13 protein-coding genes are annotated in these 13,366 nt (G+C 51.3%); 12 read left to right on the top strand and 1 reads right to left on the bottom strand.

The window, feature by feature from the left end; genetic code table 11:
• Positions 1-23 precede the first annotated feature (23 nt).
• From AC6RNO_RS19765 to AC6RNO_RS19725, 9 genes are all read left to right on the top strand, one after another.
• Positions 24-1,088: an SUMF1/EgtB/PvdO family nonheme iron enzyme gene (locus AC6RNO_RS19765; protein ID WP_497106478.1), complete on the top strand. Its 1,065-nt coding sequence runs from the start codon at positions 24-26 to the stop codon at positions 1,086-1,088.
• An 8-nt stretch (positions 1,089-1,096) separates the two neighbouring features.
• A complete protein-coding gene (locus AC6RNO_RS19760; protein WP_497106477.1) occupies positions 1,097-2,836 on the top strand; it encodes an outer membrane protein assembly factor BamB family protein in 1,740 nt (579 codons plus the stop codon).
• A 1,049-nt stretch (positions 2,837-3,885) separates the two neighbouring features.
• Positions 3,886-4,074, top strand: a complete 189-nt coding sequence (locus AC6RNO_RS19755) for a hypothetical protein (protein ID WP_474681958.1) — start codon at positions 3,886-3,888, stop codon at positions 4,072-4,074.
• 67 nt (positions 4,075-4,141) lie between these two features.
• Positions 4,142-5,779, top strand: a complete 1,638-nt coding sequence (locus AC6RNO_RS19750; RefSeq protein ID WP_497106476.1) for an FAD-dependent oxidoreductase — start codon at positions 4,142-4,144, stop codon at positions 5,777-5,779.
• Positions 5,780-6,017: 238 nt separating this feature from the next.
• Positions 6,018-7,472: a cardiolipin synthase gene (gene cls, locus AC6RNO_RS19745; RefSeq protein WP_474681956.1), complete on the top strand. Its 1,455-nt coding sequence runs from the start codon at positions 6,018-6,020 to the stop codon at positions 7,470-7,472.
• 164 nt (positions 7,473-7,636) lie between these two features.
• A complete protein-coding gene (locus AC6RNO_RS19740) occupies positions 7,637-8,290 on the top strand; it encodes a hypothetical protein (RefSeq protein WP_474681955.1) in 654 nt (217 codons plus the stop codon).
• Complete coding sequence (locus AC6RNO_RS19735) at positions 8,283-8,825, top strand: accessory gene regulator ArgB-like protein (RefSeq protein WP_474681954.1); 543 nt, start codon at positions 8,283-8,285, stop codon at positions 8,823-8,825. The genes AC6RNO_RS19740 and AC6RNO_RS19735 overlap by 8 nt, the downstream gene beginning before the upstream one ends.
• Complete coding sequence (locus AC6RNO_RS19730; RefSeq protein ID WP_474681953.1) at positions 8,803-8,934, top strand: hypothetical protein; 132 nt, start codon at positions 8,803-8,805, stop codon at positions 8,932-8,934. The genes AC6RNO_RS19735 and AC6RNO_RS19730 overlap by 23 nt, the downstream gene beginning before the upstream one ends.
• A gap of 26 nt (positions 8,935-8,960) precedes the next feature.
• A complete protein-coding gene (locus AC6RNO_RS19725) occupies positions 8,961-9,290 on the top strand; it encodes a LytTR family transcriptional regulator DNA-binding domain-containing protein (RefSeq protein ID WP_497106475.1) in 330 nt (109 codons plus the stop codon).
• An 85-nt stretch (positions 9,291-9,375) separates the two neighbouring features.
• Here the strand turns inward: AC6RNO_RS19725 and AC6RNO_RS19720 are convergent, their stop codons facing one another.
• Positions 9,376-10,989: a multicopper oxidase family protein gene (locus tag AC6RNO_RS19720; RefSeq protein WP_474681951.1), complete on the bottom strand. Its 1,614-nt coding sequence runs from the start codon at positions 10,987-10,989 to the stop codon at positions 9,376-9,378.
• A 144-nt stretch (positions 10,990-11,133) separates the two neighbouring features.
• Here AC6RNO_RS19720 and AC6RNO_RS19715 point away from each other — a divergent pair, with 144 nt between their 5' ends.
• The 3 genes from AC6RNO_RS19715 (at position 11,134) to AC6RNO_RS19705 (ending at position 13,289) form a co-directional block, all read left to right on the top strand.
• Positions 11,134-11,460, top strand: coding sequence for a metal-sensitive transcriptional regulator (locus AC6RNO_RS19715; protein ID WP_474681950.1), 327 nt, complete (start codon positions 11,134-11,136; stop codon positions 11,458-11,460).
• Positions 11,461-11,526: 66 nt separating this feature from the next.
• Complete coding sequence (locus AC6RNO_RS19710) at positions 11,527-12,219, top strand: response regulator transcription factor (RefSeq protein ID WP_474681949.1); 693 nt, start codon at positions 11,527-11,529, stop codon at positions 12,217-12,219.
• Entirely contained in the window at positions 12,216-13,289 is a 1,074-nt protein-coding gene (locus AC6RNO_RS19705; RefSeq protein ID WP_497106474.1) for an ATP-binding protein, read from the top strand. Before AC6RNO_RS19710 ends, AC6RNO_RS19705 begins: the two co-directional genes overlap by 4 nt.
• Positions 13,290-13,366 lie beyond the last annotated feature (77 nt).

The raw sequence follows: 13,366 nt of genomic DNA, 5'->3' as shown, positions 1-13,366 counted from the left end.
GTTTCAGGAATGAGGCTGTACATATGGCTGTCAACCAGTTGCAGCTGACAGCCATTCCCCGGGGCTACTTTTCCTTCGGGAGAGAAGCGGATTGGGACCACCTTCAGGCTGTGGCCAGTAAGTTCGACATCCCCGTCGACTGGTTACTGAAGGAGCTGCCTGCACGCCAGTTGCAGGTGGCAGCGTATTTCATCGCGAGTGTCCCCGTAACTTTCGGGATGATGGCTTCTTACATTCGCTCCTCTGTGGGATACCCCCGAGTGAATGCGCTTCTTGCCGCGCACATGAAGCGATATCCGGCGGAGATGCCTGCCTTTCCGGTTACGCCGGAAGAAGCCGAACGCTTTTGCAGTTGGCTTTCCCACGGCCACCGTACGCTGCAATTCGGCCTGCCTACAGAGGTAGAGTGGGAGAAGGCAGCCAAGGGATTGGACGGCCGCGAGTATCCTTGGGGCAACGCGGATAACGTGCAAGTGTCAAACACGACCGAATCCGGGCGTCCGCTCCCGGATAAGACGAATAACCTTTCCGGCAACTTGTCCTATTATCGGGTGAGAAATATGGGCGGTGGAGTTGAGGAATGGACTGCCAGCCGGAATTTGTCTTATGCGTGCAATCCGATAGGTGTTCCCGACAATTTGCATTATCGGATTTTACGTGGCGGAACTTGCGAGCACAAACTGGATTTGGCTCGCTGCACCCGGCGGCATGGCAACATCCCGAGCTTGTTCAGCGGTTTCCGGGTTGCCGCCCGATACCGCAGCTCTCTGGCACAGCCCGGTGAGGTATACAATCGGCGATTCGATCCTTCGCCTGGCGGGCTGATCTACGTGAAGTTAATGGAACGGATCGACAGGGTGCGCGTTCTGGGTTCCATCGGGACGGCAGGCCTGGTCATCCTGCAGGCAAAGCAGATCGAGACCGCGAGGCTGGAGCGTGCGATCCGCTGCGGTTCGGAACTGATTGCGCTTGTCGAGCATAATCAGGGCGGCTTGATAAGCGGCACTGCGCTTGCAGCGCCGGATTTGTATAAGGAAGTCAGCAGGCAAATGGCAGACGCGATATTTTCAAATAAAAAAAGGACGTGAAGGAACCAATGGCTCATACGGGACCTATCAAGACGGTTGCGATTGATCAGAAAGGCGAATATGTGTACACGGCCGGATATGACAAGCGGGTTATTAAATGGAATTACAAAAAAGGAAGCTCCGAACAGCTTACCCGGCATAACCATCTGGTGAATGCGGTGAAGCTGACCCAGGATAACAAGTATCTGGTCACGGCTTCGGCGGACTATACGATTCGCGTGCTGGACTTGAATAAGAACGAAGTGGTTGCCGAATTATTCGGACACAACGATGATGTAGAATCACTGACCCTAGCGGATAACGATCGGTTGCTGATTTCCACTTCCAATCAGCATGATGGTCGAGTGCTGGTATGGGAGTTAAATTCAGGCCGCATTTTGGTGCAATTCACGAAGCACAAGAATAGCGTCAAATCCGTCTGGGTGAACGGCGACCAAGTCTACACCAGCGACAACGACGGCCTTGTCTATATCTGGGAGTTAAGGACCGGTGAAATTATTACAACTCTGGGGCCCTTTCATTATGATTTGGATATTGTGACTGGCATTGCCTCGAAGAAACAGGCGTTTCTTGGGCTCGACAGCGGGGAGCTTATCGTGCTGAACACGGATACGTTCGAAGAAGTGAAGCGGGTCGAAGCCCACGAGATCGGAATTAAGACGATCAAGGTATCACCTTCCCAGCGGTATGTGCTAACAGCGGGCTACGATCACAAAATTAAAATATGGGATGCGGATCTGCAGTATATCAAAACACTGCCCTCATACCCGTATCAGTGGGAGGTCGATTTTACCTGGCATCCTGATGAGCAGCACATTCTGGGAGGCAGCTTCGGCGTGAAATACAGCGTATGGGATGTGAATAACGAAACGATTCTGGAAAAGGATGTCGTGAAAGCGACCCCTTCCATCAATGATCTTGATATTAACAGAGATACGATTATTACGGCTTCAGATGATGGGATATTCCGTGTAAACGGCATTGCCGTTGGTCAAGCTAGCGGCATTCTGAATAATGCAGCGGGCCTCTCCACAAGCGGGGGCCTGGCCGCATGGGGCGACCATGCGGGCGTCGTTCATATTTATGATCTCAATGCAGGCGAACTGCGCATCTCCGTACAGTTGGACACGGGACCGATCAATAAAATTAAATATGACGAAACGGCCCATTCCTTCTTTGTAGGTACATACGGCGGTTTCATTCACCAGATCGAACTAGATGGTTATCAAGAAGTCCATCGGTTTAAAGCGCACGATGGCGCGATCAAAGGACTGGTGATCGAGAAAGAATTCATCTTGTCGGGATCGACAGGCGGACAATCCTATCTGTTCAACAGGGCGGATCTGAATGCGCCGCCCGTAGATCTGAAATCATCTCCGTTCATCGTCAACGACGTTGCGTTCAGCCGTGAACTGCAACTGGTGGCAACGGTTGGAAGGGACCGCTTTGTTCGGGTGTTCGAACCGTACAACGGCAAGCTGTTAAGTTTTCATAATTTGCATAATTACTCGATCAAAAGCGTCAGTTTCAACGACAACGGTGTCGTGTTTGCCGGTGATTATTGGGGCTACGTCAGTATCTGGAACGTGAGGACCAACGAGACGAAGAAGATCAAAGCCGCTGCCAACGGCATCAGCAGCCTTGCATCCCGTGGGAGTCATGGCATCGCTGCTTCCTACGACGGTGCGGTGTACGCTATCGATGAAGAAGGAAATGTTCAGGAACTGATTCGTCTGTTTCAGCAATAAGGAAGGAGTATGGCTAAAAAATTTGCACAAATTAGATAATATGTTTCCGCATACGGTGCTGGGAGTGCGTGGTAGGAATATGTCGAGTCGATACCTAGAAGTCCTTAATACTGGACACGGGCAAGATAATTCAAAAAAGCTGCCGTTACATCCGGCAGCTTTTGACGTACGAGCGGTCATGCATTTCGTTTTACGATTACAACTTTTTTCCTTAAACGCAATTCGGCCTGCGCCTTCCGCCAAAACGGCTAATACTCGGTCGGTCATTTCGTCTACGCTTATATCCTCGTAACCTTTGCTCCATTGCACCAGCGAAAATAAAGGTTTAGACCGAGACTCCATTTATTATGTAAGGAATCCCGGTCTTTGAATCGTCATAATATTAATAAAAAGTGTTAGACTATTAGACTAGATGACGTTTCGAAGTGTAGTTTCAATTAAAAATTTCCATTCGCTTTCGTTTGCAGCGCGGAGGTTGCGGTACGGAGGTTTGTAGCACAGAGGCTTGTGGTGCGGAGGTTTGCGCCACCGACATTTGTAACACCGAGGCTTGCAGTACGAAGAAAACCTGCGAGAGTGCAGCTTTTTGCTCGTGGGCACGCTAGCACCGAAACATTCCTGCGCATTTGAGTCTTCCCATAACTCCTCACGCCATAACCAGTTGCACAATCTGCCTACTTGCGCGAAGAAAACCTGCAAAAATACAGTTTTTGCTCAATGGATACGCTGTCCACCAAAAATTCCTGCCATTGTGCAGGCTTTTCAGCGGGTACAGGGGCTCAAGTACACTTTCAGCGAAAATTCCTGCACTTTTGCAGGCTTTTCGCCAAAACAAGTCAATTTCGAAGGAAAAACCTGCACTTTCGCAGGTTTTTTCTCTAACGATGGTGCCTTCTGCCCATTTTGTGTTGCGCAGGGTGTCACGACTTTCGCCGGCAGACTGATTTATTAAGGATTCTTTTTTGCGCTCAAGGGTCTTTATAAATCTTCAAGTCATGACGATAAATACAATGCCGGATGAAAATAAAGACGGGAGGCGGAAGTGTACGATGCGCCGGACAGAAGTATGTTCGACAGACGCAGACCTGTACCTATGCATGTTGTTTCAAACTACAGTCGAAGTATGGTTTGACGGGGAGCTGGAGGATGCCGGAGCTTTGATCGAAGGCTACTCCGATGAAGTCATCAAAGTAGGCGGCGTCTATTATTTGCGGAAGCTGTGCCTGATAAAAAAATAGCCTTCATCCCCGGAGAGCGCTGTATTCGTTCGGAGTTCAATTCCAAAGGGCAGGGGGAGCAGGCAGGATGAGTCTCAAGGTAGTCATCCTTGGCGGCGGAGTAGCCGGAATGAGCGCGGCTCATGAATTGATGGAGCGCGGCTTTCAGGTTGCCGTATACGAAATGAAATCGATACCCGGCGGCAAGGCGCGGAGCATGCCGATGCCGAATTCGGGTACGGAAGGCAGGCGGGATTTGCCCGGCGAGCACGGGTTCCGCTTTTTTCCGAAGTTTTACAAACATATTACCGATACGATGAAGCGGATTCCTTACGGGGACAATCCGCAGGGCGTTTTCGACAATTTGGTGGAGGGCTCGCAGTTGGGACTGGCTTTCTTTGACCGGGCTATGCTGCCGTTCATGGCGGAATTTCCGCGGACGTTCCAGGATTGGAAGACGCTGATCAAATCTTTGTTTGACAACGGCCTCGGTCTTAGCGATTACGACGTGGAGCAGTATGTGTCCAGGCTGTGGCAGGTGATGACCAGCTGCGACGAGCGCAGGAAGTTGGAATACCAGCAGATCGCTTGGTGGGATTTCATTGAGGCCGATAAGCAGTCAGAGGCGTTCCGCAAGGTGTTCACGGGGCTGACGCGGATTTTGGTCGCGGCCAAGGCGCACGAGGCCAATACAGGCACAATCGGCACGGTCGGGGCCACGCTGATGATGGATATGGTGACGCCGGGCTCCAGCGCGGACCGGCTGCTGTGCGGCCCGACCAATGAGGTGTGGATTCAGCCGTGGCTCGATTATTTGACCTCGAACGGAGTGGAGTACCACCTGGACGCCAAGGTCGATTACATTTACTGCGCGGGCGGAATCATTACGGGCGCAGCGGTTACGCAGGGCGGCGTCACGACGATGGTGACGGGCGACTATTTTATTTCCGCGCTGCCCGTAGAAGTGATGGCGCAGCTGATTACAAGCGAGATGCTGCAGGCCGATGCGACGCTGTCAGGCATCAAGAAGCTTGCGGAGTCTGTGGATTGGATGAACGGGATTCAATTTTATTTGAACCGGGACGTACCGGTCATTCGCGGCCATGTCATTCATATGGACAGCCCTTGGGCGCTTACGTCGGTTTCACAGGCCCAATTTTGGCCGGACGTGGATTTGGCCGAATATGGTAACGGCCTGGTCAAAGACGTGCTGTCGGTGGACATTTCGGACTGGCATACGCCGGGAATTTTGTACGGGAAGCCGGCGATGCGCTGCACTAAGGAGGAAATCAAGAACGAGGTCTGGGAGCAGACGAAAAAAAGCTTGAATGCCGGCGGATCCGTTGTGCTGTCCGACGATCAGCTCGTGGACTGGTTTTTGGACTCGGACATTCAGTTTCCGAATCCGCATGAAACGATCAATCTGGAGCCGCTGCTCGTGAACAAGGTCAACACCTGGTATTTGCGGCCCAACGCGTATACGGCGATTCCGAACTTGTATCTGGCGGCGGATTACGTGCGGACCAACACCGATTTGGCGACGATGGAGAGCGCGAATGAGGCCGCAAGACGGGCTGTCAATGCGATTCTCGAAGCCAGCAGCTCCGATGCCGATCCATGCGAAATATGGGAGATGTACGATCCCTTAGTGCTGTCGGCATGGCGCAAAAACGATCGCGACCGGTACCGGCAAGGCTTGCCGTGGGACGGGAAAATCGTTGGCTGACGAAGCGGGGAAATAGGGCCGTCCGGCTATTTCCCGGGCAAGCGCACGAACCGCTAGGTTCCGACATAAAGGAGTGCTATCCGCTGCGATAGAGCTCCTTTTTTTGTCATGAGCCGCGTTTATTTTCAGTCAAGAAACAATTAGGTATAATAGAATTTAACTTGCTTAAACGATTCCTCGGCGATTCGTGAAAAAGCTTCAGCGCTTTATCCGGTCACGGGAGATATGGAGTGTTCCTATGAATGTGCTTTCCCATCTGCCTACAGGTTTTATTGTGATCAACATCCTGCTCGCTTTGACTATTGTATTCCTGGAGCGGCGCAATGTGGCGGCAACCTGGTCATGGTTAATGGTGCTGCTCTTCATCCCCATTCTCGGATTTGTCTTGTACTTTATTTTCGGGCAAAATTTGAGCCGCAGAAAATTGTACAAATGGAACCAGTCGATGCTGGAGAGGGTGCAGACAGTGATCACTGAGCAGTCGCAGCAATTGAAGGACGGCTTGCTGCTTCGCGATCTTCCCGAGGTGCAGCCGTACAGCGAGTTGGTTTACTTGAACGTAGCGACGAACGATTCTTTTATTACGCACGACAATCAAGTTCGCATTTTTACGGACGGCGTGTCCAAATTCGACGATTTGCTGGACCGGATCGCACAAGCGCAAGATCATATTCATCTGCAGTACTATATTATAAAGCCCGATCAGCTGGGCAAAAAAGTGGTCGCGGCGCTGGCAAGAAAAGCCGGCGAAGGAGTTCGGGTCAGATTGCTGTATGACGATATCGGTTCGCGCTCGCTGCAGGACGCTTTTTTTCGGGAGCTGAGGGAAGCGGGCGGAGAGGTGGCGGCTTTTTTCCCGTCCCGCATTCCTTATCTCAATTACCGCGTCAATTACCGCAATCACCGCAAGCTGGTTGTAATAGACGGTATCGTCGGTTATACGGGCGGCTTTAACATCGGCGACGAATATTTGGGTCTGGACCGGCGGTTCGGCTTTTGGCGGGATACGCATTTGCGGTTGTCGGGAAGCGTCGTTCTGGCGCTGCAGGCCAGGTTCGTTCTGGACTGGAATCTGGCGTCGGCGTCCAAGATCGATATGGAACCGGCGTACTTCCCCGAGAGGACGGAACAGGAGGCGTCCGGCCGGGTGCCGATGCAAATTATCGCCAGCGGACCGAATGAGAAGTGGCCGCATTTTGTCCATACGTTTTTGAAAATGATTCATTCGGCCAAACGCCGCATTCTCGTGCAAACTCCGTATTTCATTCCCGAGGAAAGCTTGCTGAACGCTTTGCGGATCGCCGCGCTGTCGGGAATCGACGTAAGAATTATGATCCCGCAAAAAGCGGACCACTTGTTCGTGCATTGGGCTTCGCTGTATTTTGCCGGGGAGCTGCTGCAGGCGGGGGTCAAATGCTACTTGTACGATAACGGCTTCCTGCACGCCAAAACGATCGTCGTCGACGGCCGGGTCGCCTCCGTCGGGACGGCGAACCTGGACATTCGCAGTCTGCGGCTGAACTTCGAAACGAGCGCATTGATATACGATGCGGAGACGGCGACATCGCTCGAACATATTTTTTGGAAAGACATGGAAGGCTGCCTGGAATTGACGCTCGAAGAATACGAAAAGCGCTCGCTGCGCATCCGTTTTCTTGAATCGATTTCCAAGCTGATCTCGCCGATATTGTAAGCGAGGGGGCCCGCAGGTATGAATAGCGTACGAACCGAACAGTGCGCAGCGGAAATTATGCGTTGGGCGCTGTTTATTTTTTTTAATTCCTATATTGTCAATCTTTGCATTTCGCATTATAGTAAATATTAGAACTTAATTACCGATAATTGGGAGAGTTATAGATGGTCTTCCTTTTTTTTATGCTGCTAAGCGTTATTGAAACTTCAGCGATGTATTATTTGATGTTCAAGCTTTTTAAATTTGACATTTATGTTTCGTCGATCGTTTTCGCCAGTATCATTGCCAGCTTTATCAGTTTCTCCCTCCGCGAGATGTACGGATATTTCACTCTGGATATACTTCTGCAGCTGGTGTTGACGTTCTTGTTCCTTTGGCTGATGTTCAGGGTTCATGTGTTTTATGCCGCGGTGATGGCCGCAACCGGTTTTATCGCTTATTTGCTCATTCAGACAGGCTTGTACTTTTTCATGAATGTGCTCGGCTTTATACATAACGAACCCGGCCCTAATCAGGCGACGACATATTTGTTGCAGCTTATATCTGCAATCATCGCCTGTCTCATCGGCAAGTTGATCCACTTAAGAAACAAAGGCTTCTCTTTCGTACCTCACAGCAATCACGGCTCGATTGCGCTTCGCGGCAAAAACAGGCATATTCTTCTGCTGTACGTGCCGGCGGTCATCCCTATCACACTGATTTACTATTTTGTACAGGCGCATATGAGCAAATTGTTTTTCATCATTCCGGTCTCGCTCGGATTTGCTTTGCTGGCCTTATTGTCCTGGGCGAACAGAAGGGAGCTAAGCGATGATTGATAGTCTTGCCGCCCGCGCCGCAACTGCGATCAAGCGTGCAAATCCGGAGCAGACGAGCTCTGTCGAAGTGCTCCGATATGCGCTTATCATTTACATCAATACCACGTTGATCGTCGTGGAATCGCTTTTGATCGGTTGGCTGAGCGGCAAGCTGAAGGAGACGCTGCTGTGCCTCGTCGCCGTCAATGTGCTGCGGTATTTCTCGGGCGGCAGGCATGTGCGGACGACGTGGGGGTGCAATCTTGTCAGTGTCGCGATTTTTACGATCGTGCCCCATGTGCCGCTGTACCATTCTTCGCTGACGATGATAGCCAACCTCGCGAGCGTGCTTTTGGTCCTGCTTTTTGCGCCTAACATCGATTCGGAAACGAGCGTCGAAAAAGCGGCGCATCCCCGGCTTAAACTGATTTCGTTCTGCATAGTTGCCGTCAATTTTGCCGCGGGAAGTTGGCTGCTGGCACTGTCGTTTTTAATTCAGTCATTAACTTTACTGCCTGCGAAAGGAGGTGGTCATGATGAAAGCGGCGATAGCTAAAAAAATATCCGATATGCTGACTCGTTCTGCCAAAGGGATTCAAAAAAGAAACAAACCGTGCTTTGCTTCACCGAAAGTACCGCAAGAACTGAGACAGGCGAAGAATTAAATTCACTATTGGAGTTGGAAAGAAGAATGCGAGTTCTGCGTGAGGATGGATCTGTGTATGAGCTGGAAGAATCGGATATTTTGTATTTTACTATACATAGGAATGCAATTACTGTACATACGGAAACTGCATATTATCTATATCCCACGTCATTCGAGCAGATTCTTTCCGCATTCCAGCAGGCAGGCTTTGAACGTGTGGACCGGTCCTACATTGTTCATTTGAATCAGCTGAAAGGCTACAACGAAGACCGCCAATCCGTATATTTCGAAAACAATGACTTTGTGCCGGTTTCCGCCAAAAACTTGCAGCGCTTGCTCCGGCAAATGAAAGACCGAGCGGATCGGAGCGAATAATACGATGGTGCAAACAAAATCCCCTCCGGGCAGATGCGAACGGAGGGGATTTTTGCTTGCTGCTGGTGAAGCCGGGTGGCCGCGATTACTCCGGCATGTTCCCCGCCTTAGGATCGGGGACGAAATCCGTTTTGTAATCCAGGTAGTTGACGCTCGTGACCATGCCCGCGGCGGCATGATGCAGATCGTGGCAGTGGAACATCCAGTTGCCGGGATTGTCCGCTTCGAAAGCGACGACGTATTCTTCGCCCGGTTTCACGTTCAGCGTGTCTTTGATGATCGGCGATCCTTCCAGCGGCTTGCCGTCCTTGCTCAATATTTGAAAGAAATGGCCGTGCAAATGCATCGGGTGATCGTCGGATTTGGATGTATTGGTGAGGCGAACTTTGACCAAATCCCCTGTTTTTACTTGAATCGCGTCGGTATTCGGGTATGCCTTGTTGTTGATCGTGTATACGGGGTTGCCCTGATGCTCGTTCGTCCCCAGGTCCATCGTGTAATCCAGGTTGTATTTCTGGTCCAGTGTGAATTTGGCCTTGGCCGCTTTGCCGTATTTCGTAATGTCCAGAACCGGCAAATCCTTGTCGTCGTCAGCCCGGTCTTTCGAGTCCGAGGAACCCTCGTACTGAATGAGGGCTTTCATGTTTTTGACAGGAGCCTCTTTGCCGTGCTCTTCCAAGTACCATACGCCCGGGTTGACCGCTTCAAATTCAAGGTCGTATCGTTCTCCCGGAGCGACGGCAATGAGTTGATCCTTGATGAGCGGCGGATTTTGAATCGGCTGCCCGTCTGTCGCGGTCACTTTAAATTCCTGGCCGTGCAAATGCATGTTATGCGATTTATAGCCTGCGTTGATCAAACGGATGCGGACTTTGTCGCCCTTTTTGACAGTAAGCTTGTCGATGGAGGACCCGGATTTGCCGTTGATGGTGTACAGGTCATACATGCTCATATCGTGCCCTGCGGCCGCAGAGCTTTGGGAATTTGCAGTTGACGCATGGTTGGAGGCGTCCATATTCATTTTGGAATGATCCATACCGGACATATCCATTCCAGACATATCCATGCCGGATGTCCCCGAGCTCATCCACTCATCCAGAACAAGCGTGTAGTCGCGGTCGGGTTTTTCCTCGTTTTTCGGCTCTACGATCAAAGAACCGTACAGACCTTTATCCACCTGATTGACGCTGTCCTGATGGGAGTGGTACCAGTAAGTGCCGGGCACTTCGGCTTTAAATTCATACGTAAACGTTTGCCCGGGCTGTACGGCGTTTTGTGTGACGCCGGGAATTCCGTCCATATTGTTCGGAACCGGCACGCCGTGCCAATGGATCGTAACGGGGGCGGACAGCTCGTTTTTCAGATTGACCTTCAGGACATCGCCTTGTTTGACCCGGATTTGCGGTCCCGGAACTGAATTGTTATAGGTCCATACTGGGATGATTTTACCGGGAAGTACTTCTAGATTGCTGGCTTTTGCCGTCAGTGTAATTTCTTTTGCCGTCAAGGTTTCGCTGTTGTTCGTTTTGCTCTCTGCCGATGGTCCGGTCTGCCGTGGCTCTTCCGTATTCATGGCATGATTCATTTTGGAATGATCCATGCCCTCCATGTTTTTGTCGGCGTTCGTACACCCTGCAAGCAGGGCGGAAATCGCTCCGCCAATCCACAAATATTTTAAACTCGTCACAGCTTTAATCATGTTTACCTCCAGATCTTGTTTTGTCATGCGGATCTTATAACCTCATCATAACCCGTTCATATGTAGAAGTTGTGTAGAAGCGGTTGCATTTTGCATAGGATAGGGGATATTGGTATAATCAATCGCAGAGAGGGGGACGTTTGCATGGAACCAAACCATACGGAGCTTACGGAATCTTGCCATTCCCCGGGTGAACGGAAGAGCCATCATTCGGACAAAATCAAAACGAATTTAATCAGCAGACTGAACCGCATCGAAGGACAAGTCCGCGGGGTTAAAGGGCTGATCGAGAAGGACACTTATTGCGACGATGTGTTGAATCAGATCGCCTCGATCCAATCCGCCTTGAACGGCGTCGGCAAGCTGCTGCTCGAGCATCATATGAAAAGCTGCGTCGTCGAACGGCTGCAGGAAGGCGATCATGACGTAATAGCCGAACTTTTAACGACGGTGAATAAGTTGATCAAATAAAATATATAGGGGGTACCGTATGTTGGCCGCGGCAGCATGGATCATTGCGAATGAGGCGCGAAGACGATGAAGACCGTACTCATGGTCGATGACGAAGCGAAAATCAGAGAAGTCGTGGCGTCCTACTTGGAAAATGAAGGATTCAAAACGCAGGAAGCCGGGACAGGCGCCGAAGCTTTGCAATATGTAGCCAAAGGCTCGATCGATTTGGTCATTCTGGACCTGATGCTGCCGGACATGATGGGAGAGCAGGTGTGCCGGCAAATCCGGCAGCGTTCGTCCGTGCCTATTTTGATGCTTACGGCAAAAGTGGCGGCCGACGACCGCATCGAAGGATTGACGCTGGGGGCCGACGACTACTTGACAAAGCCGTTCAATCCGCGCGAGCTTGTGGCCCGGGTCAGAGCCATTCTCCGAAGATCCACGGAAACCGAGCTGTTGGCCGACAGCATCCATTTTGCGGAAGGGCTTGTGATCGATACCCGCCGCCATGAGGTGTTCAAAAAGGAGCGGCCGCTGAATTTGACGCCTAACGAATACAGGCTCCTGATTTCATTGGCGCGCCACCCGGACCGTACGTTTACCCGCGAGCAGCTGATTGAAAAGGTGCTTGGCTTCGATTTCGACGGGGATGCGAGAACGATCGACCAGCATATCAAAAATCTTCGCTACAAGCTCGAAGACGATCCCAAAAACCCGCAGTTTCTCGTCACCGTCTACGGTGTCGGTTACCGCTTCGCGGGAGGTGCCGCGCTTTGAAAGGACTTTATTTACGTCTGACGATCGCTTTTGTTAGCATCGCTTCAGGCGTTTTGCTTATTTCCACGCTTACGTTTATTTGGCAAACGCACTATCATTTCTCTTTATACCAGCAGCAGGCGATGGAGCAAAATATGGATACGGCCGCTTTCGACTCCCATTTTGAAGAAGCGCTTATCCAATCTGTCGTATGGACGTCTGCGATCGTTATCGTGCTTGTCGCCGCCGTCAGCCTGCTAGTTGCCAAACGGATCACGGCCCCGCTTATTAACATGAAAAAGACGGCCGAGCAGATGGCCCAAGGAAAACTGCATGTCAGAGCGGAGCTCAGAGGAAAAGACGAGCTTGCCGATCTCGGCCAATCGTTGAATCGTCTGGCGGAGCAGTTGCAAAGACAGGAGCAGCTGCGAAAAGCGATGACCGCCGACATCGCCCACGAGCTGCGTACTCCGCTGACGACGCTCAAAAGCCATATGGCCGCGATGATGGATGGGATATGGGAGCCGTCTCCAAAGCGTCTGGAATCGTGCTATGAAGAGGTGGAGCGGTTGGCTGATCTGGTCGGGGATTTGGAGCAGCTGACGGAAATGGAGTCGCCGCATTTTCAGGTACGGATGAACCGGGAAAACTTGACGGAAATCGTGCTGCAGAGCGTGGAATCGGTAAAGGCGGCCTATTTGCAAAAAGGCGTGCAGCTTAAAGTGAAGGGAGCGAACCCGTACCTTGTTCAGGCGGACCGCAAACGGGTTATGCAGATTTTGCTGAACTTGCTGTCCAACGCCCTGAAATTTACGAAGTCCGGCGGGGAAGTCGTCATTGTCGTGAGCAGGGAACCGATGCATGCGGTATTCACCGTTGCCGATTCCGGCATTGGCATACGTCCTCAAGAGCTGCCATTCGTGTTCGAGCGATTTTACCGGGTGGATAAATCCAGGGACCGCAAATCCGGCGGCAGCGGCATCGGACTGACAATCGTGCAAAAATTAACGGAAGCTCACGGAGGCTCCGTACATATCCGGAGCGAAGAAGGAAAAGGGACCGCCGTAACGATAAAATTCCCTGCTGTGTAAGCCGACTCCATATATCGCCTGTTGTCACGTACAGCCTATGCTACATAAAATGGTTGGAACAAGTTTGCGGCTGCCCC

Source organism: Paenibacillus sp. sgz302190, from assembly GCF_059820445.1.
Note: the sequence above shows the minus strand (reverse complement) of the source record. Positions and strands in the feature narration are given on the sequence as shown.

What these genes read in the sequence shown, in the direction of transcription:
- AC6RNO_RS19765 (WP_497106478.1), top strand. Translation starts at nt 24, where the DNA reads ATGGCTGTCAACCAGTTGCAGCTGACAGCCATTCCCCGGGGCTACTTT.
- AC6RNO_RS19760 (WP_497106477.1), top strand. Translation starts at nt 1,097, where the DNA reads ATGGCTCATACGGGACCTATCAAGACGGTTGCGATTGATCAGAAAGGC.
- AC6RNO_RS19755 (WP_474681958.1), top strand. Translation starts at nt 3,886, where the DNA reads ATGCGCCGGACAGAAGTATGTTCGACAGACGCAGACCTGTACCTATGC.
- AC6RNO_RS19750 (WP_497106476.1), top strand. Translation starts at nt 4,142, where the DNA reads ATGAGTCTCAAGGTAGTCATCCTTGGCGGCGGAGTAGCCGGAATGAGC.
- cls (WP_474681956.1), top strand. Translation starts at nt 6,018, where the DNA reads ATGAATGTGCTTTCCCATCTGCCTACAGGTTTTATTGTGATCAACATC.
- AC6RNO_RS19740 (WP_474681955.1), top strand. Translation starts at nt 7,637, where the DNA reads ATGGTCTTCCTTTTTTTTATGCTGCTAAGCGTTATTGAAACTTCAGCG.
- AC6RNO_RS19735 (WP_474681954.1), top strand. Translation starts at nt 8,283, where the DNA reads ATGATTGATAGTCTTGCCGCCCGCGCCGCAACTGCGATCAAGCGTGCA.
- AC6RNO_RS19730 (WP_474681953.1), top strand. Translation starts at nt 8,803, where the DNA reads ATGATGAAAGCGGCGATAGCTAAAAAAATATCCGATATGCTGACTCGT.
- AC6RNO_RS19725 (WP_497106475.1), top strand. Translation starts at nt 8,961, where the DNA reads ATGCGAGTTCTGCGTGAGGATGGATCTGTGTATGAGCTGGAAGAATCG.
- AC6RNO_RS19720 (WP_474681951.1), bottom strand. Translation starts at nt 10,989, where the DNA reads ATGATTAAAGCTGTGACGAGTTTAAAATATTTGTGGATTGGCGGAGCG.
- AC6RNO_RS19715 (WP_474681950.1), top strand. Translation starts at nt 11,134, where the DNA reads ATGGAACCAAACCATACGGAGCTTACGGAATCTTGCCATTCCCCGGGT.
- AC6RNO_RS19710 (WP_474681949.1), top strand. Translation starts at nt 11,527, where the DNA reads ATGAAGACCGTACTCATGGTCGATGACGAAGCGAAAATCAGAGAAGTC.